The 20,650-nt window shown below is 44.5% G+C and carries 18 protein-coding genes; 6 read left to right on the forward strand and 12 right to left on the reverse strand.

Annotation, left to right across the window (positions count from 1 at the left end; genetic code table 11):
* Nucleotides 1-41: 41 nt before the first annotated feature.
* The 4 genes from H6571_20565 (at nt 42) to H6571_20580 (ending at nt 7,870) form a co-directional block, all read left to right on the forward strand.
* Nucleotides 42-1,214 (forward strand): histidine kinase, encoded by a 1,173-nt coding sequence (locus H6571_20565; GenBank protein ID MCB9326145.1) that lies wholly within the window; start codon nt 42-44, stop codon nt 1,212-1,214.
* Nucleotides 1,198-1,968, forward strand: a complete 771-nt coding sequence (locus H6571_20570; protein ID MCB9326146.1) for a response regulator transcription factor — start codon at nt 1,198-1,200, stop codon at nt 1,966-1,968. The genes H6571_20565 and H6571_20570 overlap by 17 nt, the downstream gene beginning before the upstream one ends.
* Nucleotides 1,969-2,115: 147 nt before the next feature.
* On the forward strand, nt 2,116-4,740 hold the full coding sequence (gene alaS, locus H6571_20575; GenBank protein ID MCB9326147.1) for an alanine--tRNA ligase: 2,625 nt from the start codon (nt 2,116-2,118) through the stop codon (nt 4,738-4,740).
* Nucleotides 4,741-5,077: 337 nt separating this feature from the next.
* A complete protein-coding gene (locus tag H6571_20580) occupies nt 5,078-7,870 on the forward strand; it encodes a T9SS type A sorting domain-containing protein (protein ID MCB9326148.1) in 2,793 nt (930 codons plus the stop codon).
* A gap of 124 nt (nt 7,871-7,994) precedes the next feature.
* On the opposite strand, the gene H6571_20585 is transcribed toward H6571_20580, so the two are convergent.
* From H6571_20585 to H6571_20640, 12 genes are all read right to left on the reverse strand, one after another.
* Nucleotides 7,995-8,315, reverse strand: a complete 321-nt coding sequence (locus tag H6571_20585) for a cupin domain-containing protein (GenBank protein ID MCB9326149.1) — start codon at nt 8,313-8,315, stop codon at nt 7,995-7,997.
* Between the two features lie 138 nt (nt 8,316-8,453).
* Nucleotides 8,454-9,236: a TPM domain-containing protein gene (locus tag H6571_20590; protein ID MCB9326150.1), complete on the reverse strand. Its 783-nt coding sequence runs from the start codon at nt 9,234-9,236 to the stop codon at nt 8,454-8,456.
* Between the two features lie 17 nt (nt 9,237-9,253).
* On the reverse strand, nt 9,254-9,685 hold the full coding sequence (locus tag H6571_20595) for a TPM domain-containing protein (GenBank protein MCB9326151.1): 432 nt from the start codon (nt 9,683-9,685) through the stop codon (nt 9,254-9,256).
* A 3-nt stretch (nt 9,686-9,688) separates the two neighbouring features.
* The gene (locus H6571_20600; protein ID MCB9326152.1) at nt 9,689-10,276 is read right to left on the reverse strand and encodes a LemA family protein; all 588 of its coding nucleotides are present in this window, start codon (nt 10,274-10,276) and stop codon (nt 9,689-9,691) included.
* Nucleotides 10,277-10,401: 125 nt separating this feature from the next.
* Nucleotides 10,402-10,869 (reverse strand): GNAT family N-acetyltransferase, encoded by a 468-nt coding sequence (locus H6571_20605; protein MCB9326153.1) that lies wholly within the window; start codon nt 10,867-10,869, stop codon nt 10,402-10,404.
* A gap of 119 nt (nt 10,870-10,988) precedes the next feature.
* Nucleotides 10,989-12,044, reverse strand: coding sequence for a methylmalonyl Co-A mutase-associated GTPase MeaB (gene meaB, locus H6571_20610; protein ID MCB9326154.1), 1,056 nt, complete (start codon nt 12,042-12,044; stop codon nt 10,989-10,991).
* Between the two features lie 590 nt (nt 12,045-12,634).
* Nucleotides 12,635-12,970 carry a hypothetical protein gene (locus tag H6571_20615; protein ID MCB9326155.1) on the reverse strand — a complete coding sequence of 112 codons (336 nt, stop codon included), beginning with the start codon at nt 12,968-12,970 and terminating at the stop codon, nt 12,635-12,637.
* 54 nt (nt 12,971-13,024) lie between these two features.
* Nucleotides 13,025-13,801, reverse strand: coding sequence for a 2-(1,2-epoxy-1,2-dihydrophenyl)acetyl-CoA isomerase (locus H6571_20620; GenBank protein MCB9326156.1), 777 nt, complete (start codon nt 13,799-13,801; stop codon nt 13,025-13,027).
* A gap of 215 nt (nt 13,802-14,016) precedes the next feature.
* Complete coding sequence (paaJ, locus tag H6571_20625; GenBank protein ID MCB9326157.1) at nt 14,017-14,505, reverse strand: phenylacetate-CoA oxygenase subunit PaaJ; 489 nt, start codon at nt 14,503-14,505, stop codon at nt 14,017-14,019.
* Between the two features lie 2 nt (nt 14,506-14,507).
* Entirely contained in the window at nt 14,508-15,839 is a 1,332-nt protein-coding gene (locus H6571_20630; protein MCB9326158.1) for a hypothetical protein, read from the reverse strand.
* Nucleotides 15,840-16,048: 209 nt separating this feature from the next.
* Nucleotides 16,049-16,687, reverse strand: a complete 639-nt coding sequence (gene pdxH / locus H6571_20635) for a pyridoxamine 5'-phosphate oxidase (protein ID MCB9326159.1) — start codon at nt 16,685-16,687, stop codon at nt 16,049-16,051.
* A 23-nt stretch (nt 16,688-16,710) separates the two neighbouring features.
* Nucleotides 16,711-17,775 (reverse strand): methylated-DNA--[protein]-cysteine S-methyltransferase, encoded by a 1,065-nt coding sequence (locus H6571_20640; protein ID MCB9326160.1) that lies wholly within the window; start codon nt 17,773-17,775, stop codon nt 16,711-16,713.
* A gap of 237 nt (nt 17,776-18,012) precedes the next feature.
* Here H6571_20640 and H6571_20645 point away from each other — a divergent pair, with 237 nt between their 5' ends.
* On the forward strand, nt 18,013-19,002 hold the full coding sequence (locus H6571_20645) for a GSCFA domain-containing protein (GenBank protein MCB9326161.1): 990 nt from the start codon (nt 18,013-18,015) through the stop codon (nt 19,000-19,002).
* 46 nt (nt 19,003-19,048) lie between these two features.
* Nucleotides 19,049-20,485: a T9SS type A sorting domain-containing protein gene (locus tag H6571_20650; protein ID MCB9326162.1), complete on the forward strand. Its 1,437-nt coding sequence runs from the start codon at nt 19,049-19,051 to the stop codon at nt 20,483-20,485.
* Nucleotides 20,486-20,650: the final 165 nt, after the last annotated feature.

Below are 20,650 nucleotides of genomic sequence, written 5' to 3' on the forward strand. Positions count from 1 at the left end.
ATACTTAGTATTGAAAAAATCCGCAAAAAGAACGACCTTGTATGACAACTATGAGTAAAATGATCACCAAAAGGCAGGCACGCTTTTTTCAATTGATGAAAAAAGATATCGTACAACACCTGAGCTTTGGCCTGGGGGTATTTATTATTGTCTTTTGTATATTTTCCATCATTGCCTGGCAACAGGGAGCCATGGGAAGAAGTTCCATCATCGAGGCGTTCAATATTCCCAGCAAAATTGACATCTACTCCAAAATTTTTGTGGAGACCCTGTTTTACAACCTCATCCTGGCCATTCCCGTTTATTTCAATTTTTTCCTTGTTTTCAAAGGCCAGTTCCAACAAATATTTAAGATCAAACTCATCAACGAAGCCCAGCTTAAAGGGTGGGGATTTTATCTCTTTCTGGCAGCGAGTGCCTTTACCGCTTTTATTTTCGGCTGGAGCCTCACTCCGGGTTTTGACCTGGTGAGCAGAATAGTGGATCCCCAATGGTTTGTCAACTCCATCGTAATTTTATTACTTATTCTTTGCACTTCCGGCATTTCGTTTATTAAGGATTCCATGGAGCGTATGAGGGCAATAGAACGAAGGGAAAGAATTCAGACAAAACGTGAATTAAATTTCATAAAAAAGCAAATTCGTCCTCACTTTTTGTTCAATACCCTGGCCAACCTACAGATATTGGCCAAACAAAAATCAGAAGCCCTTCCTGACCTGATGGCCCAGTTGTCAAAACTCCTGAGATATTTGCTCTACGGCACCCATGAGGCTTTCGTGCCTGTAGAACAGGAAATAGATTTCATAAAAAGTTATGTCGCTCTCGAAAAACTTCAGCTGCCTTCCAAAACAGATTTTTCCCTTGAAATAACCGGCGACAATACCGTTGGTCAGGTCATTGCGCCCATGCTTTTGCTTACCTTTATTGAAAATTGCTTTAAACATTACAACAAAAAAGAAAGATCGGAAAAATTCATTCGGATATCCATCGGAATTGAAGCGAACTTACTCACCCTTTCTACCGCCAACACTTTTAAAGTCAATGCCCAAAACGAACATAACATTATTCAAAATCGTTACGGTGGATTAGGATTGAAAAATGCACGGGAGAACCTCAACCTCATCTATAAAGATCAATACGACCTGGAAATATTTTTGGAAGGAGACGTATATTTCACCAAATTAAAAGTTCCACTCCATGAAAAGTCATTTTAACTGCATCATCATAGAAGATGTGGCTATGCAAAGAGAAAACCTTGCCAATATGCTGTCCACACGGCTCGATCTGAAAGTCATTGAGCAATTTGAAAGCGCGGATACCGCCTACGAATTTCTCTGTTCGCAGGAAAATAATAGGCCTGATATAATGTTCCTCGATATCCAGCTTGCTGAATTCAACGGGCTTGACCTCCTCAAGGCCATCCAGAAACTGAATCAAAAGCCGAAGGTCATCATCACCACCGCCCATCCTCAATACGCCGTTCCAAGTTACGACTACAATGTCAGCGGTTATGTGTTGAAGCCCTTGGAAATGGATAAACTGAACCAGGCAATCGATAAGGTAATCGGGCAGCTTCAGCAGACCGGTGATTCAGGTATTTCGGCATCAATTTCACCAAAACAAGAGGTTCGGCCCTATATTCCCGTAAAGGAAGGCAATAAGATTATCAATGTTTTTTACGATGAGATCATTTACCTGGAAGGAGCCAATGTAAACGTAAATGTAATCACCCCGGTCGAGGTTCTTCTCACCCGGGACACGCTGAAAAACATGGCTGAATTGCTGAATCCATCCTCCTTCGTAAGGGTTCATGACAGTTTTATCATCAATATGGATTATTTAAAAAGTTATGCCAAAAACCTTTCATCACTTGATCTGCAATATCCCGGACAGGCGCAAAAACACCCCATCCCCATAGGGAAAAAATACAGAGAGATGTTTAGGGAACGAATTCTTAAAAATGAGTAAAACGGGTTGAATGCCTTTAGAGCATGTTTAAATTTCGTTTTAGGATGCAGTTTTGAAGATATTTTAATAAAATATCTACATCCGTCTTGTAAAAACGTAGATCACAAATCCAAAATTCCGTATCTTCGCGCCTCAAAATAATCAGCGATGACTTCACAGGAGATACGTAAGACTTTTTTAGACTTTTTTAAGAGCAAGGGACACAAGATCGTGCCCTCATCCCCCATTGTGAACAAGGATGACCCTACATTGATGTTTATCAATGCGGGCATGAACCAGTTTAAGGATTTTTTCCTCGGCAATCAAACTCCAGACGTGCCCCGGATAGCGGACACCCAAAAATGTCTCCGGGTATCCGGAAAGCATAACGACCTCGAAGAAGTAGGCCGGGACAGTTACCACCATACCATGTTTGAAATGCTGGGCAACTGGTCCTTTGGTGAATATTTCAAGAAAGAAGCCATTGCCTGGGCCTGGGAATTGCTCACCGAGGTTTATAAACTGGATAAAAATCGCCTTTACGTTTCTGTTTTTAAGGGCGAACCTTCCGAAAATCTGGAACCTGATGAAGAGGCTGCTGATATTTGGGCTCAATACGTTTCCCGGGATCGAATCCTGTACTTCGACAAAAAAGATAACTTTTGGGAAATGGGAGACAGCGGTCCTTGCGGCCCGTGTTCGGAGATCCATATCGACCTGAGGAGTGAGGAGGAAAGAGCCAGGATTGCGGGCAAGGACCTCGTCAATGCCGATGACCCGCTGGTGGTGGAAATATGGAACCTTGTATTCATACAATTCAACCGGAAGGCAGACGGCAGCCTCGAGGAACTCCCCGCCAAACACGTAGATACCGGAATGGGATTCGAGCGTCTTTGTATGGCCGTGCAAGGGAAAAAGTCAAATTACGAAACGGATGTTTTCACCCCTTTTATTGAATACATAGAAAAAGTATCCGGTAAAAAATATACCAACCGCTACGAAAACGCTGCCACTTCGGACATTGCCATGCGGGTGGTTTCTGACCATATCCGTGCCGTGGCTTTTGCCATTGCTGACGGTCAGTTGCCGTCCAATACGGGAGCCGGATACGTCATCCGGAGAATTCTCCGCCGCGCTGTACGATACTATTTTTCATTTCTCGATATAAACGAGCCGTTTTTACATACCCTCATTCCACTGCTCGCTGAGCGGTTTAAGGAAATTTTTCCGGAATTGATGGCCCAAAAAGACCAGGTCGCGAAAATCATTGAAGGGGAAGAAAAATCCTTCCTCAACACCTTGGCTAAAGGATTAAAACGTTTAGACTCCATTGACACCTCCGATGGGAAGATCAACGGTGAGGAGGCTTTTGAGTTGTACGATACTTTTGGATTCCCGATCGACCTCACCCGACTTATAGCTGAAGAAAAGGGGCTGACCATAGATGAAGCTGGTTTTGAAACGGCAATGGCTGCTCAGAAGGAACGCGCCAGAAGCGCTGCTCAAAAACAGGTAGGTGACTGGTACGTATTGGACGACGGAGAATCTTCAACTTTTGTCGGTTATGACCAATTGCAGGTACATAATGCCAGTGTCCTGAAATACAGAACCGTAAAACTAAAAAAAGGTAACCAATACCAGATCGTGCTGAACACCACTCCTTTTTATGCCGAAAGCGGAGGGCAGGCCGGTGATTCAGGTTGGCTGACTTTTGGTGATGAAAAGATAAAAGTAATTGACACACAAAGGGAAAACGATCTTAGCATTCATATAGTGGAAAAACTGCCGGCCGACCTGGAAGCAGAAGTTTTGGCCCAGGTGGATCCTGGGGTTCGCAATGCTACCGAAAACAACCATACAGCCACACACCTTATGCATGCTGCCCTGCATAGGATTTTGGGGAATAATGCCCTGCAAAAAGGACAAAGTGTTGACGCTGATAAATTACGCTTTGACTTTTCCCATTTCCAGAAAGTTACCGAAGAGGAACTCGCTGCCATTGAGCAAATGGTCAACGAAAAGATCCGTGAGGATATCAAACTGGAAGAAGAGAGAAACATGCCCATAGAGGAGGCGAAAGCTTTGGGGGCGATGATGTTATTTGGCGAAAAATATGGTGAAAATGTTCGCGTGATCACTTTTGACAAAAATTTCTCCAGGGAATTATGCGGTGGGACTCACGTTACTTCAACGGGTAAAATTGGACAGTTCAAGATATTGTCAGAAGGAGCCGTTGCCGCCGGGATTCGTCGAATAGAAGCCATTACAGCCGACAAAGCGGAAGCTTTTGTGAACGACGAATTAAATGAACTCAAAGCCGTCCGGGCTTTATTGAAAAGTTCGGGAGAAACAGCCAGGCACGTTGAGGCGTTACAGGAAGAAAACAAAAAGCTGAAAAAGGAACTGGAAAAACTTGTGGCGGCCCAGGCCAGCGGACTGAAGGATAATTTAAAGAGCATCATCGAAAAGGTGAACGGCATCAACTTCATCGCCGCCAAATTGCCCATCACGGATGCTAATGCCGTCAAGACCCTGGCCTTCCAACTGGAAAAAGAACTGGGCAACGCGGTTATCGCTTTTGGAGCTATAGTCAATGGCAACCCTCAGCTGACCCTGATGATCAGCAATGAAGTGGTAGCAAGCCACGGACTCGATGCCGGAAAGATGATTCGCGAGGCAGCAAAAGCCATCCAGGGCGGTGGCGGCGGCCAGCCACACTTTGCCACTGCCGGCGGAAAAAATCCTGAAGGGCTTGACGAAGCACTGGCCAAAACGAGAGAACTGCTGGGGTAAAACTCAGTCCGGAATGTTTATTACCATAAAAAGCCGCGTTTAACTCTCGTTGAACGCGGCTTTTTTACAAATTGAATGGAAGAAAATGAAGTACTTGTGGCCGTTAAAATGGATATAAATAAATTTTATCCTTTAGCATCTGAAATTTATTATTTCTCCAGGGAACGATGAAAAAACAAATTGACATTCTTAATCTTGTAAATCACAGAAAATCAGTGCTTTTAAACCAGCCTTCCTGCGGAGCTGGCAGGTTTATAATTTATCATTTTAAATTTTAAATTTTACATTTACCTGATGTACCTTTATATCCAATAATTGACCAAAAATCGAACAAACAATGAAACGTTTTCCACTCACCCTCCTGACCTTACTGTTTATTTTTCCTCTTTTTTCCCAGCTCGTATTAGAGCGTGACATCAACCAGGAACCTGCATGGTCCGATCCGGATTTTGTTGCCCAGCTGAACGAAGTACTCTATTTTCGGGCCAACGACGGCATTCACGGTGAGGAGCTTTTCCAATACGACCTCGTCTCGGAAACCGCCCAACTGGTAGCCAATATCCGACCATACGAGGACGATAGTGGAATCTCCGAAGTTATCGCTTTTGATGGCAGAATCTTTTTTAATGCAAGGGACGGAGTGGGTAGTGACCATTATTTATACGTTTACGACCCGGCGGATGGAAGTGCCCAGCGCCTGATCGGCAGCAATGGCGACGTAATCAGAGAACCCGGCAATTTTGCCGTATTCAACGGAAATCTTTTCTTCGCCGCCGAATTTACCAATAATGATTCCGAACTGGGGAAATATGATCCTGCGACGAATACTGTTGAATTGTTAGCCAATCTCAACCCAACAGGATCCAGTTACCCCGGATCGTTTAATGAGGTGGATGGAAAATTATGGTTTACCGCCAATGATGGGATAAGTGACAGCCGTTTGTGGCGATACGATCCCCAAACAGAAATGGTTGAAAACATCATTTACGAAAGCCCTCAAGGCGTTTATCCTTCCATGAATTTCATGCATTATTTTGACGGCAAGTTTTTCTTCAGAAGTTTTGTTCAGGGCAGCGGAGACGAACTGGGTGTTTACGACATCTCCACCAATACCTTGCTCGACGTTCCGGAAATTTATCCGGGGCCGGGCAGTAGTTCCCCTGCTGAATTCACCACTTATGACGGGAAACTATACTTTTCAGCCAGAACACAGGCGCATGGCAGAGAACTTAGGGTTTACGAACCCGGGACTTTTACTATATCATTAGTAGAAGATATTTACCCCGGCGGAAACGGTAATCCGGCCGGATTTATGATCCTTGACGGAAAAATGTATTTCGCCGCCAGCGTCAATGAAACAGACAGATATTTGTTTTCCTTCGCCTCGGGCGATGCATCTGTTACCCAGGAAGCAACCCTTGATAACGGAGGAGATCCCAATTACCTCAACACGCTTTTTACTACCGACGGCAGCATCTTTCTTACCGGGGTTTATCTCCCCACAGGACGGGAACTTTTCCGTTTCACCCCGGGCAATCCGACCATCGAACTGGCGGCCGACATCAATCAAACCACCGTCGGTTCGGATCCCTACGGATTTACCCCTTTTAACGGAAAATTGTATTTTTCAGCCAGTGAGTTTAACAGCGGCAATGAAATTTGGGTATATGATCCGGGTACGGGAATGGTGAATATCCTTTCGGATGCGCCGGGCAGCATTTCCCCTAACGGATTTACAAGCCTGGGAGGGAAATTATACTTTTCAGGGATTGATCCTAACGCGGGATACGGAATATTGTATTATGATGATATTACAAACCAGATCATCCCCACTTCCTACCTTACCCCCAGTGATGTTGGTCATATCACCGATATCACCTCTTACAACGGGCTGCTTTATTTCAGCCCCAACGACGATGTGGTAGGAAAGGAGTTGTTTGTTTACCATCCTTCAACCAATACCTATAATTTCGTTTCAGATCTTAACCCTTCAGGCGGTAGTAACCCTGAGAATTTGTTCGTTTTTGAGGGTGACCTTTACTTCAGTGCCAATGACGGAACATCCGGCAATGAACTATGGAAATACAATGATGCCACGGGCCAGGTCACCCTGGTAGCGGATATCAATCCGGGGGAAGATAGCAGCAATCCGCAGTGGTTTAGAGCTTATAATGGGGAATTGTATTTCAGTGCCTATAAACCTGACGCCTCCTACCAGCTTTTTAGTTATGACCCGGAAAATGATGTTCTAACCCAAAGAACCGAGATTTCAGGCAATCTCAATCCGGAATTCCTGGCGGTTTATCATGATAAATTATTTTTCAACGGCCGTTTTTCATCATCGGTAAATGCCGAATTGGTCTATTACGATGCAGCAACGGACGAAACGGTTTTAACGGGAGATCTTCATCCGAGTGCGAGTAATCCCTATTATTTAGTCGTTTTCAATGACAAGCTCTATTTCTCCACCCTCACTGAAGATTACGGTCGGGAATTATGGGAATACAATGATACTACGCTGGCCATCGTAGCTGACATCCGCCCCGGCATACCTGATGCTGATCCGGCTTACCTGACGCTTTTTAATGAAAAATTGTATTTCTCTGCCAATGACGGAATACGGGGCGCTGAAATATGGAGCCTGGCGGAATGCCTTAATGTTTTTGTGGATACCGAGCCGCAAATCGATGATATTCCCGGCAATATCGATCTGACCATACAGGGAGGATTGCCGCCTTATACCATTTCGTGGAATACAGGATCGGTAACAGAAGACATAGAGAACCTGGAACAAGGAACTTATACCGCAACCGTCACCGATGCCTCGGGTTGCTTATCGGTAATCACTGCAGAAGTAGGCTTTATTAATCACACAGAAGAAATCATTCCCGAAAGCCGGGTTATGCTTTATCCTAATCCAAATACCGGGTCTTTTACCTTGAAAATACCCGGGCTGAAAATGGAAGCCGTTGAGATTTTTGACATGAATGGACGATTGATCTATCAAAAACTGGCCAATGAAAATCCTGAAGAAACAGACATTCATTTGAGGTACGCGCCTTCCGGCATTTACTGGGTACGACTCCGTACAACAGAAGGGGTGGCTCGAAAGCGGTTTGTAAAAGAATAAACTTTAGGAGGCTGACGGCCGACGATCTAAAGCTAACAGGGGTGATGAGTCTGATTTTTTGGGGAAGAAAAGTCTAAAAATTGGATTCTTTGGAACACTTTAAAAATTGCCCCGCCTACTATGTTTAACGGTAATCTTCCCGCACCGGGTGAAAGACGTCGAGTAATTTGCTCTTTTCGAGGGCAAGCCCGGAATGTTTTACATTGGACGGGATAACGATCATATCTCCGGGTTGCAGGAGAATCGTCTTGCCTTCGAGGGTTAATTCAAATGCGCCCTCGATCAATTGGGTCACCTGTTCGTGAACGTGGTGATGCTCCGGAAGCATGGCCCCCTGTTCCACCTCCACCAGGGAAAAGGTCATATTGGCTGTATGAATCATGCTGGCCAGGAAGCCCGGAACGATCTCTTTTTGTGGCTGGTCAGCCAATTTTAATTTCTCCATGCAAAAATTTAAATTTAATCAATCCTATCAACCAGTAACGAGCACCAAGCAACCAGCAACCAGCAACCAGTAACAAGTAACCAGTAACAAGCAACCAGCATCGAGTAACCAGTATCGAGTAACCAGCCAAGCATCAGCCTACCACCCTCCGCCGGCACCGCCGCCGCCAAAACCACCGCCGCCGAAGCCGCCAAAACCACCGCCGCCACCACCGCCTGATCCACCGCCAAAGCCGCCGCCTGGGAAAATGAAAAATCCGCCGCCTCTTCTTCTTCTGTTTTGGTCTTCATAACGACCTCCACGATAATAACCTCCGTCGTCATCGTCATCTCCACCGCCGAAGTTGGAAAAAATGAAAATGATGATAATCAGGAAAATGATGATGTAAATTCCGGAGACCCCTCCTTTGGCTTTCCGTTTGCCTGCTTCAGGATTGACATACTCCCCACGCCCGAGATCCATGATGGCATCTGTGGCCTGGTCCAGTCCGCCGTAATAATTGCCTTGTTTGAATGCCGGGGTAATGATATTGTCTATGATCCTTTTGGACATGGCATCGGGAAGGTAACCTTCCGAGCCGTAACCGGTTTGAATTCTTACCCTGCGGTCCTGTTTGGCAACGTAAATGAGTACGCCGTTATCATTGCCAGCGGTGCCGATTCCCCAAGCCTGTGCCATTCGATTGGTATATTCGAATTCATCTTCCCCGTCCAGGGAATTTTCGGTCACAATCACAATAGCGGTGGAAGTCTCTTCCTGATATTGTCTGAGTTTGCGCTCCAGGCCAGCCTTTTCGGCAGAAGAAAGCATTCCGGCAAAATCATTTACCGCATTGGTCGTCCTTTGAGGAAGCTGTTTTTGTCCGATAAGGGCGGTTGTCAGTAACAAAAACAGGGGTAATATTCTAAGTTTAAGTTTCATATTATTATCTGTAAATCTTAACTGCTGTAGGAAATTTCATCCGGCAGTTCATTTTCATCGTCATCCTGATAAGGGAAATTGCTTTTAAGCTTTTCTCCTATCCGGCTGATAACGGCACAAACGCCATCGCAGAAAGCACCTCTTTTGAAGTGCTCCTGCATCAGGCTTTTCTCTTCGTCCCAAAAATTTTCGGGTACCACTCCATCAATCCCTTTATCACCGATAATGGCGAATTGCCGGTCATTGGGAGCAATTAAAATGAGTACTCCGTTACGGGCCTTTGTTTTATGCATTCCAAGGCGTTTGAAAACACGAACTGCCAGGTCTATAACCGGCCCTTTCAGTTTATCTTCCAAATGCACCCTGATTTCGCCGGAGGTATCTAACTCCGCTTTGCGAATGGATGAGATGATGGCCTCTTCTTCTTCTTTACTAAAAAAATGGATCATATTTTAAAATTCAACCTGTGGAGCATTTTCGGAACCTTCCTGGGCCTCGAACTGGGTCTTATCCCCGAATCCGAAAATGGAGGCAAAGAAACTGGCCGGAAATTTACGCACCTTTTTATTGTAGGCCGTCACTTCATCATTGTAACGATCCCTTTCCACTTTAATCCTGTTTTCTGTTCCTTCCAACTGCACCTGAAGCTCTTTAAAGTTGGAGTTGGCCTGCAACTGCGGATAATTTTCAGTGATGAGTAATAATTTACCCAAAGACTGTGACAATCCTGATTGGGCTTCCTGGAATGCTTTCATTTGTTCCGGGGTGGACTTTGAAGGATCAACGGTGATGCTTGTGGCTTTGGCACGTGCATTCACCACTGCTTCCAGGGTTTCCCTCTCGTGAGCTGCAGCTCCTTTAACCGTGTTTACCAGGTTGGGAATCAGATCCGCACGACGCTGGTAGGCGCTTTGTACTTTTCCCCAGGCATTTTCGACATTCTCTTCCATGTCGACGAATTTGTTGTAATTGTTACAACCGCTCATCAGCAGGATTAATCCTAAAACAACAATGACTACTGTTACAGTTAGTGATCTCATTTAATAATGTTTTGATTTATTAATTTGACAAAATTTAAAAACACAGATGGAATAAATACTGAAACACAGGATTTTAATTGCTGTGTTTTCAAAATTTGCCTTTTTGTTAATGGTAAACAAAAATGTTATTGAGTTAATTTTTTTTTCATTTTGAAATTTTGCAAGATCTCTCCGCGGCACGGAACCTGTTGTTCCTTCACGACGTAAAAGCCCTTGCGTTCAAAAAAAGGTCTCGCAGTGATGCTTATATCTGAAACGATGGTTTCATTCTTTTGTTCAATGGCCTTACGTTCCATTTCCGCATACAAAAATGAGGCTACCCCCATTCTTTGACAAGTTTTATCGACGAACATCGTATCCAGGTACCCTTTCGGGTCTATTGAACTGAATCCTGCCATTTTTTCATCGATTTCTGCAAAAACAAAATACTGGGTGGCAATCTTTTTTGCCCACCGTTCCTTATCTGCTGAACCGGCGGCCCATGCTTTTAACTGGTTTTCGTTGTAGTCTTTATCGTTCACATTTAAGATGGTTTCCCGGAATAGTTCGAGTATTTTGTCTAAGTGGTTTATGTTAGCTTGATATAGTATCATTTTAAAAGAAGTCCGTTTTTTTTTACCGCAGCGCGCGCGGAGAAGGCGCAAAGGACGCGGAGAAATCTTTGCGTCCTTCGCGGTTAAATTTTTATTTCGTTTTTTCTAAACATCTCTAATTAGAAATTATTTTTTTCATTAAACAAATCAAACAAGGTATCCCCTGCCTTAAAAGAAGAAACCTCCCCTTTCAATACCTGATCTTCAATTATTTTAATTTGCTTTTTCACTTTGGGATGATTAAAAAACCGGTCTTTCAGTTTGGCATTGATGTATTCAAACATCCAGTACCTGGCCTGGGAACGTCTGTTGCTTTCAAAAAGGTTTTTGGCTTTCATTTCCAGCTTAAACCGTTCAAGCTGCTCCGCAATCTGAATCACCCCTGTATTCTCAAGTGCCGAACAAAGCATAACCTTTACAGGCCATCCGTTTTCTTTGGCCGGAAAAAGATGCACGGCATTCTGATAGGCTTGTTTCGCCTGCTGGGCGGCCAACATCCTATCATTATCCGCCTTATTCACCGCAATGAGGTCGGCCATTTCCATCACTCCGCGTTTGATGCCCTGCAATTCATCGCCGGCACCGGGAAGCAATAACAACAGGAAAAAATCGACCATGGAATGCACTGCCGTTTCCGACTGGCCCACACCTACCGTTTCTATGATGATCATATCAAACCCGGCCGCTTCGCACAACAGGATAGTCTCCCTGGTTTTTCGGGCAACTCCGCCGAGAGAATCCCCTGCCGCTGAAGGTCGGATATATGCAGCGGCGGCTCTCGATAATTTTTCCATCCGCGTTTTATCTCCAAGGATACTCCCCCTGGTCACCCCACTGGACGGGTCTATGGCCAATACAGCGACTTTCCTACCTTTTTGAATCTGATCCAGGCCGAAAGATTCAATAAAGGTACTCTTTCCCACTCCCGGCGAACCGGTAATGCCGAGTCGGAACGAATTTCCGGAGTGTGGTAAGCATTTTTCCACCAATTCCCGTGCCAGTTGGCGATGAGATTCAAGGGTGCTTTCCAGGAGGGTTATGGCTCTGCTCAGGATAATCCGGTCGCCGGCCAAAATGCCGCTGACATACTCATCAAGCATGAGTTCCTTTCTTTGATAATTTCCTCCCCTGGGATTGATCACCGACTTTTTATTTTTTTCCTGATCTGGGTCCATTTGTCTTAAAAAACGCCGTTTAACAGTTCCTTAGTGAGTGTTAAAGTTAAAGTTTTAAAGGAGAGTGCATTTTAACATTTAAATTATCTCCTTCATATTCAATGACTTGCCACCAAAATATCCTTTAACACCTGTGTCCAAATTTACGCCTAAAAGTTAAACTCTCCTAATTTTTACACCAAAGGCTTCCGGTCACTTTTTACCTATTGCAGGAGTAATTTTTTTGTCTCTTCTTTGTGTCAACAACCCAAAAAAACAATCTGTTTTTCAGACGGCTTATTGATAATCCGTCACCCAAAATGCTGAAGGAAACCGAAAACCCTAAACCCAAAACGCGCTCTTGACACTATTAACTAACGCGGATGTAAAACAAACATCCGCCATTACATCGCCTAAAGAGGCTGTAAAGCTATGAAAACGGCCCATTGGCCACACTAAAAACCGCCACGAGCTCTGACCTGTAATTTTGTGTAAATCACGTAATTACTGTGGTTCTCTTCACTGTCATTGCTCTGGCGGTTTTTTATTTTTCCCCTGGATAATGGGCCTATTTTAACCAGCGGATTTTGAAATAGCACTCGAAAAAAAATTTAATTCAACATGGCTATCCCAAAAAACAATAAAATTAGCATGCCTGACAATAATAAAATATTCAAAGCCAGACCAATGGGCTTATAGTATTTGTGGCTTTCTTTTTTAACATAACCAAGGATACTGAAGATCAATCCCAAAACAGTAAAAACAGGAATGGGGAGCACCAATAGAATGATTGTCCAGGGCAGTCCTTCCCCGGATCTAAGAATGACGGGATCTCTTAGGAAAGAAAATAAGCACAGGAATAAAGTCAGGACAGCCAAACCAAACCCAAGTTTAGCAAAGAGCGCGTTGGTGCCCTGGGTATTTTGCTTGCTAAATTGTTCACTCATGGATTCGCAATTTCTTTTCAAACCGGCCTTTTATTTTGAACAACAACTACCCGATCACTCCCCCTTGAACAAAGGTTTCCGTTTTTCTAAAAAGGCCTGAACGCCTTCCTTGAAATCATAAGTCTGGCCGGCTTCCGACTGGAGGTGATCCTCTATATCGAGCTGATTATCCAGATCTTTTTCGGAAGAATAGTTTAGAGCACGTTTGATCAGTCCAAGGGCTTTGGTGGGCATTTGCGAAAGGGTTTCGGCCAGGGCCCAGCTTTCGGCCTCGAATTTTTTATCGGGAATGACTTTGTAGATCATGCCCATAGCTTCGGCTTCGGCAGCGGTGACCTTATCGCCCAACATCATTAAAGCAGCGGCTCGTTGGCGTCCGATCAACCTTGGAAGAAAATAGGTTCCTCCGCTATCGGGAATCAAGCCTATTTTTGAAAAGGCCTGGATAAAAACGGCAGAAGCTGCCGCCACAGTGATATCACATCCAATGGCAAAGTTTGCCCCAGCGCCTGCAGCTACCCCGTTGATAGCTCCTACAATAGGTTTTTCAATGCTCCTTAACTGTCGGACGATGGGATTGAAATGCTCTCCCAATATGGTTGACAAATCCGGAGGATTTTCTCCCGTTATTTCCTGAAGATCCTGACCCGCACAGAAAGCTTTACCGGACCCCGTCAAATAAATAGCCCTGACCTCCATGTCCTCTTCACATTCCTCCAGCACCCGCTGAAGTTCGAGGGACATTTCACGGTTAAAACTATTGTACACCTCAGGGCGGTTGAGGGTGATTTTGGCGACGTTGCCGATTTTTTCGAAAAGAATGGTGGACATGCTGGTTACTGGTTACTGGTTACTGGTTAATTTGGAGTGATTACAAAGAAATAGAATTTTTTGGATATAAAAAAGGTTAAAGACTAAAGTGAACTCTCAAAACTCATTGAACAACCCTGACCTCCGGTACAGGATGAACTGCGCTCAACTTGAACCCTTTGAACTCTCCCGACCTGCGGTACGGAGTCAGGGCCTAATTGCAATGCCAACCGTTTTTAGTGACACTTGAAATAATCAAAAGGCTCTTTGCATGCATTGCATTTGTAAAGGGATTTACAGGCCGTGGAGCCAAAAAGGCTGATCATGGTCGTATCTTCAGCCCCGCAACGCGGACATGCAACGGTCACCTCTTTGCCAAAAAGGATGGATTTATCCGGAGAACTTCCGACAGGAGGCGCGATGCCGTAAGCACGTAATTTCTCCTTGCCGGAGGAGCTGATCCAGTCCGTAGTCCAGGCAGGATGCAGCACAGTAGTAACTTTTACTTTATCGATTCCGGAATGTTGAAGCAGAGATTTGATGTTGACTTCAATAAAGTCCATAGCCGGGCAGCCGGAGTAAGTTGGCGTAATGATCACTTCCACTTCCCCTTCACTGACCTTGACGTCCCTGACGATTCCAAGATCAACAATAGAAAGGACGGGAATCTCCGGATCTTTTACTTCTTCCAGCAATTCCCTGAAATATTTTTCATTTTTTTCCATTACTAATCGACTTTTGTCATATCCAGGTTACGCACCATCATCAGGTACGACCGGGCAAACTCTGTCATGGAATCATAATTGAGGGCGGAGAGCGAAGGACTGAGTTTAGGAAAAACCCCTTCATTTTTATCGACTATTTTTTCAATAGCTTTTTTGATGGCTTTTTTATTGAGATTACCCGTTTCTTCTTCGGTGAATTTTAAGGTAAATCCAAGGTTTTTAAAATATTCCCTTTCCGTGATCTGGTAATACAAATGGAGAAAATCCCTGTCAGGACGTGGCGCGGCAAAATTAAACAGGCAATAACCAACGATGAAGCCTGGAATTGCCATGGCCACTTCCATGTACTTGTTCTCACAATACCAGTCCATGTGTTTCAATTCACCATCGATGAAACTCACCACCCGATCATGGGTCACGGACGGAGTAATGCCAAAAGTAGCTTTCACTCGGTACATTTCCTTGAAGAAGGCTTTCTTCTTACGATCCAGGAGTTTTTCCAGTTCCCGGGACAACAAACGATTTTTTTCAGCGATGCTTTTATCGTCAATAGCAAAATAAAGCCGGTTCATACGTTCCAGCGCTTCCATCATAAAACCCTCCGGTTTCACGAGGTAATCAAGCTTGTACACCAGGTTGAGCAATAAATACCCTATTCCTCCTGGATATTTGTCAGCGTCGAGCGCGCCTTCCTTTATTTCCAGCAGGACTTTATTGATTTCAGAAACAATAAAATTATACTTTACTTCTTTGACCGGTTCGGGAATTTCGATGAGATGGGAAACTTCCATAGGCTGAAGCATATCAAATTCATCGAGCAGGAGATCATCAAATTTATCTGCCTGGATCGCCATTTCCTTGAGGGCGAAATATAGTTTATAAGGGGATCCGTCGAGGGTATAAGAATCAAATACCACGAGCAATTCATTTTCATCCCCAAGAGCAAACCTGCCGAAGTTCATACTAAAATTCTTTTCCAGCAGTCTCCTTAGAAAACCAACATTGAGTTGATCTGTTTTGGCAATACTGGCCTTGGCCCGGAAATTTTTATCGTCGGCAAACCCGCTGATTTTTTTGGATCCCTGGAAAATTTCAAATCTTATCCCGCCATTTTCTTCCCACCAATGTACATTGTCTTCTTCTTCATCGCGGAGATAATTAAAAAAAGCCCGGTAAGAATCCAGGTATTGCGCTTCCTCAAATTTTTCCAGGGCGGCATCCCAGGCATCATAATTTGCCCCAACCTTATAGGAATCACTATACCGTCCAAACCGGATGTCCGGTTGTGCTATAGTTTCTTCCTTTGCACCAAAAATACGATCAAGAAAACTCATCGGCTATTTTCTATTATTTCAATATCAATTCAAGGCCGAAATTACTATTTTTAAATGGAAAAACGGAAGATAAAAGCAAGTAACTCCAGTTGCATTGCAACTTAAGCAAATTCCAGAAAACATTTTCAACCTCCCAATCCAAAAATCAGGCGCCTTTAATTCTATAGTGCATTATGTTTTGTAATTTAGTGATAGCCGGGTGGTTAACATCAGGGGGCCAATCTTTCGATAAGCCACTCCCCGTTTTCCTGTAAAGTATAATTAAACCGATCGTGCAGTCTGTTGGTCCGGCCCTGCCAGAATTCAATTTCCGTGGCCACGACCCGGTATCCACCCCAAAAAGCAGGAAGGGGCACCTCTTTGTCCTGGAACTTATTTTTCATTTCCTCAAATTTGGCATGAAGCAATGATCGGGTGGTGATCACGCTACTTTGGTTGGAACACCAGGCCCCTAGCTGGCTGCCCCGGGGACGACTCAGGAAATACTTCAATGACTGCGCCGTTGGGACTTTTTCTACATGGCCCAAAATCTTTACCTGCCGCTGAAGATCAAGCCAGGGGAACAAAAGAGCGACTTTTGGATTACCCTCTATATCTCTCGCTTTTTTACTCTCGTAATTGGTATAGAACACAAATCCGGAGGTGTCAAAAAATTTCAAAAGGACTGTCCTGACCGACGGTTGCCCCTTTTGATCAACGGTTGCCAAAGTCATGGCGTTGGGTTCGATAAGGCCACTGTCCTTGGCCTGGACGAACCATTTTTCAAATTGCATTACAGGATCCATTTCCAGGTCTTTGCGCTGCAAACCCGAAAGTGAAAACTCTTCTCTCATGTTACTTATATCCATGTTGCTTTTCGCTGTTTGTTCGGTTATTTGTCGCTGGTTTCCGGGTGGTTTTCTTTTTCAAAATCAAGGAGCCATTTTTTGCGTTCAAGCCCTCCTCCGTAACCGGTTAAATGGCCGTTTTTGCCAATGACACGGTGACAGGGAATGATGACAGAGATCCGGTTGAATCCATTTGCCGTTCCAACAGCTCTTACCGCTTTGGGGTTTCCTGTTTTAATGGCCATTTGTTCGTAAGATAACGTTTCTCCGTAAGGAATGGTTTGCAGAGTTTCCCAAACTTTGTTTTGGAAGGCTGTTCCCGGTGTATGCAGTGGAATACTGAAGTTTTTCCTGTTGCCCTCAAAATATTCTTTCAACTGTACTTCGGTTTGGTCAAGGTGAGTATTTTTACCTGGCAGGATAACAGCATTGAGCCTTTTGGAAAGGTCCTTAAATTCCGTTTCGAGCATTTTCCGGTTGGTAAATTCCAACAGACAGAGCCCCTTTTCGGTGGCACAGGCGAACATGGGCCCCAATGGAGTCGTAAACCTGATAATATTGATCATATTCTTTTCCCCGGATTGAGTGGCTGAAGCACCGAAAATATTTTGATAACTGCTGTTAAAGCCGCTCAGTGATTCAAAACCGGCATCATAAGCGGCCTGGGTTACTGATTTCCCTCCGGATATTTCTTTATAGGCCAGGTTGATGCGCAACATCCGTTGGTATCCGTGAAAAGTCATATCATAATGTTTCCGGAACCACCGGCGGATGGTATTGGGTTCAATGCCCCGAAGCACCAGGTCATAATCTTTTATTTTTTTGTAGGGATGCTCATTCAGCTCCTCCAAAATGTCCCGAATGTAATCCGGCATGGCTTCGGCGGGCTCCATGGGCCTGCAAATCTTGCACGGGCGGTAACCGTTGAGTATGGCCTCATTTATGCTATCATAAAAGACTACATTTTCTTTTTTAGGCTTCCTCGCCGTACACGCCGGACGACAGAAGATACCGGTCGTTTTTACCGCCGTTATAAAAACGCCCTCATAGGTGGCATCTTTATCGAGGATAGCCTGGTATTTTTCCTGAAAGGTCAGTTGTTTTTTCATGGCACGAAAATACAACCTCCTCTTTTATTTTGCTACCGAAAACCTGACAAGCTTTTTTAACAGGCGGTGGCCGGCGGAGGAAGGACTGTCTTACGCTCCACCTGAAACCATTTGACTCCATCTAAGTAAGCTAAAATTTTCAATACACGCCCGATGCCCGCTGTTATTATTGCAACATAGTTATGTACACCATTTTTTACTGCTTATCTTTGGGCTTCCTGATCAAAATCCATTTTCATGACCGACTTTCGCACAAAAGTAAAACTTCCGGAATTCGAGATTCGCATTGATCACTGGACTTCGGTTTTATGTGTGGGTTCCTGTTTTGCGGAACATATATACCGGAAACTAACCGATCACAAGTTTCGCGCCTTTTTAAACCCATTTGGCATCCTCTATAATCCGGCGGTCATCAGTGATGCCCTGGATATGTTGTCTTACGAAAAACCGATACCGGACATAGAGCTGTTTTTTTACCAGGAACTGTGGCACAGTTTTGCCCATCACGGGCATTTTTCCCATCCCGACAAAGAGCAGGCTTTGTTGGCCATCAAAAGTAAGTTGGAGGCCGGCAGGGATTTTTTAACCGAAACCACCACCCTGATCATTACTTTGGGAACAGCACATGTTTATGTCTTTAAAAAAACCGGAAAAATTGTGGCCAATTGCCATAAAATCCCGGCGGCAAGCTTTTCCCGACGGATGCTCACCGTCGATGAAATCGTGAAATCACTAGGAGCTTCCTTTGAAAAAATGAAACGCGAACAACCTCAACTGGACATCATCCTGGCCGTAAGTCCCGTGCGTCACCTTCGCGACGGACTGGTTACCAATCAGAGGAGCAAGGCTACCCTTGTCCTGGCCGCCGCCGCACTCTGTTCTAATCACGATTACGTCCATTATTTCCCTTCCTATGAAATCGTGCTCGACGAATTGCGCGACTACCGCTTTTACGAAGAAGATATGGCCCATCCCAACAAGATTGCGGTGGATTATATCTGGTCTGCTTTTTCCGAGGCATTTTTCACCCCCCCGACCCGTGCCCTGGCCAAAAGGATCGGAAACATCACCCAGGCTGCAAGGCACAAGCCCTTTCACCCTCATACACAGGCACACCAGCATTTTATCCGACAACAACTGCTCCAAATTGAAGCATTGGAAAAGGAATATCGTTTTATTAATTTTGATGAAGAAATTGCTAATTTTAAAAAATATTTGATCGAATAGATTTGATCTAAAAAATTCACTTCGCACCACTTTCAAAAAAATGACCATGAAAAAATCGTTCTGCTTTCTTTTATTGTTTTCATTTCTCTTTACTGCTTTTTCAGTACAGGCCCAGCAATTGATAAGCAGCCAGTATCTCGGGCACCGCACCCAAAACTATCTGCAAAACACCTTTACTCCTTTGATCCAAAATGCCGTTGACCTGTATAGAATTACTTATGAAACGCTGGATATCCACGGGGCCTTGGACACTGCTTCGGGACTTGTTGTGATTCCTGTCAGGAACACTTCTTTCGCTTATCCTCTTTTGTGTTACCAGCACGGCACGGTTGATGGCCCCAATGACGTTCCCTCCCACCTTTCAGGAGGAGCCGAGTTGGCCATTGTTTTTGGCGGCATGGGATATGTGACTGCTGCTCCTGATTATCTGGGACTCGGCGAGGCCCGCGGGTTCCATCCTTATGTGCATGCCAAATCAGAGGCCTCCGCCGCCATAGACATGCTTTTTGCCGTCCGGCAAATGGCGGAAGAAAGTGATGATATTTTTATCAATGACCAGCTTTTTATTTCGGGCTATTCGCAAGGAGGACACGCGGCGGCGGCGGTTCAAAAAGAAATCGAGGAATTTTACAGTGATGATTTTACGGTAACGGCCTCGGCACCGATGTCAGGACCGTATAATATTTCGGAGACGATGACTCCTTTTATCGTTAACGAATCGGTTTATTATTATCCCGGTTATGTGGCCTATACCATGTTGTCATACAACCTGGCTTCCAACCTGGGGTACGAAATTTCGGATTTATTTAAAGCTCCCTACGTTCCTGCCATCACCCAGTTTTACAATGGCGAGATCGTTTTGTCAACCCTTCAATCCAACCTGATTTCCCTACTGACCAGTAACGAAGGCGCTTCCATTCCTAAATTTATGGTACAAGACAGCATTTTGGACCAAATCACTACACAACCTGATCACCCGCTCAACCAGGCATTACGGGAAAACGATGTATTCGACTGGACGCCGCAGGCTCCTACGAGGCTTTTTTATTGTACTGCTGATGACCAGGTTTTGTATCTCAATTCCGTGGTGGCCGATTCCGTCATGAATGCCAATGGGGCGCTGGACGTCATGGCCGTTGATGTAGATCCGACCGCTGATCACGGAGGTTGCGTCAGTCCGGCTATGATACAAACCCTGCTTTTCTTTCTCTCCTACCAGGAACTTACTGTTGACAACGAGGAAGTGCTTTTTAATGAAAATTTAACCCTGACGCCCAACCCGGCAGAAGGTTATGTGAATGTGGAAAATATCCCTGACGGGGCTTTGGTAGAAATTTTTGATATAAAAGGCAGACTTCAGATGCAATTTGAATCGGAAAGTAATCATCCTGAGGTTGATTTAAGTGGCTTAGTGCCGGGCATTTATCTTTTTAAAGTCACCAAGGGGCCACAACGGTTTATTTCAAAACTGGTGAAAAAATAATTTTTTATCGGGTCGAATGTCAAAAGAGGAGAATTAAAGATACCTCAATACAAAAAAGGCATCACAACTCGTTAAAATACAAGGCAATATAAAGAATTTACCTCGCAATAACCAACCATCGTTATTGTCATTGATAAATGAAAAACATTAGTGTTCATACAATTT

Source organism: Lewinellaceae bacterium (genome assembly GCA_020636105.1).
Lineage (GTDB): Bacteria > Bacteroidota > Bacteroidia > Chitinophagales > Saprospiraceae > BCD1.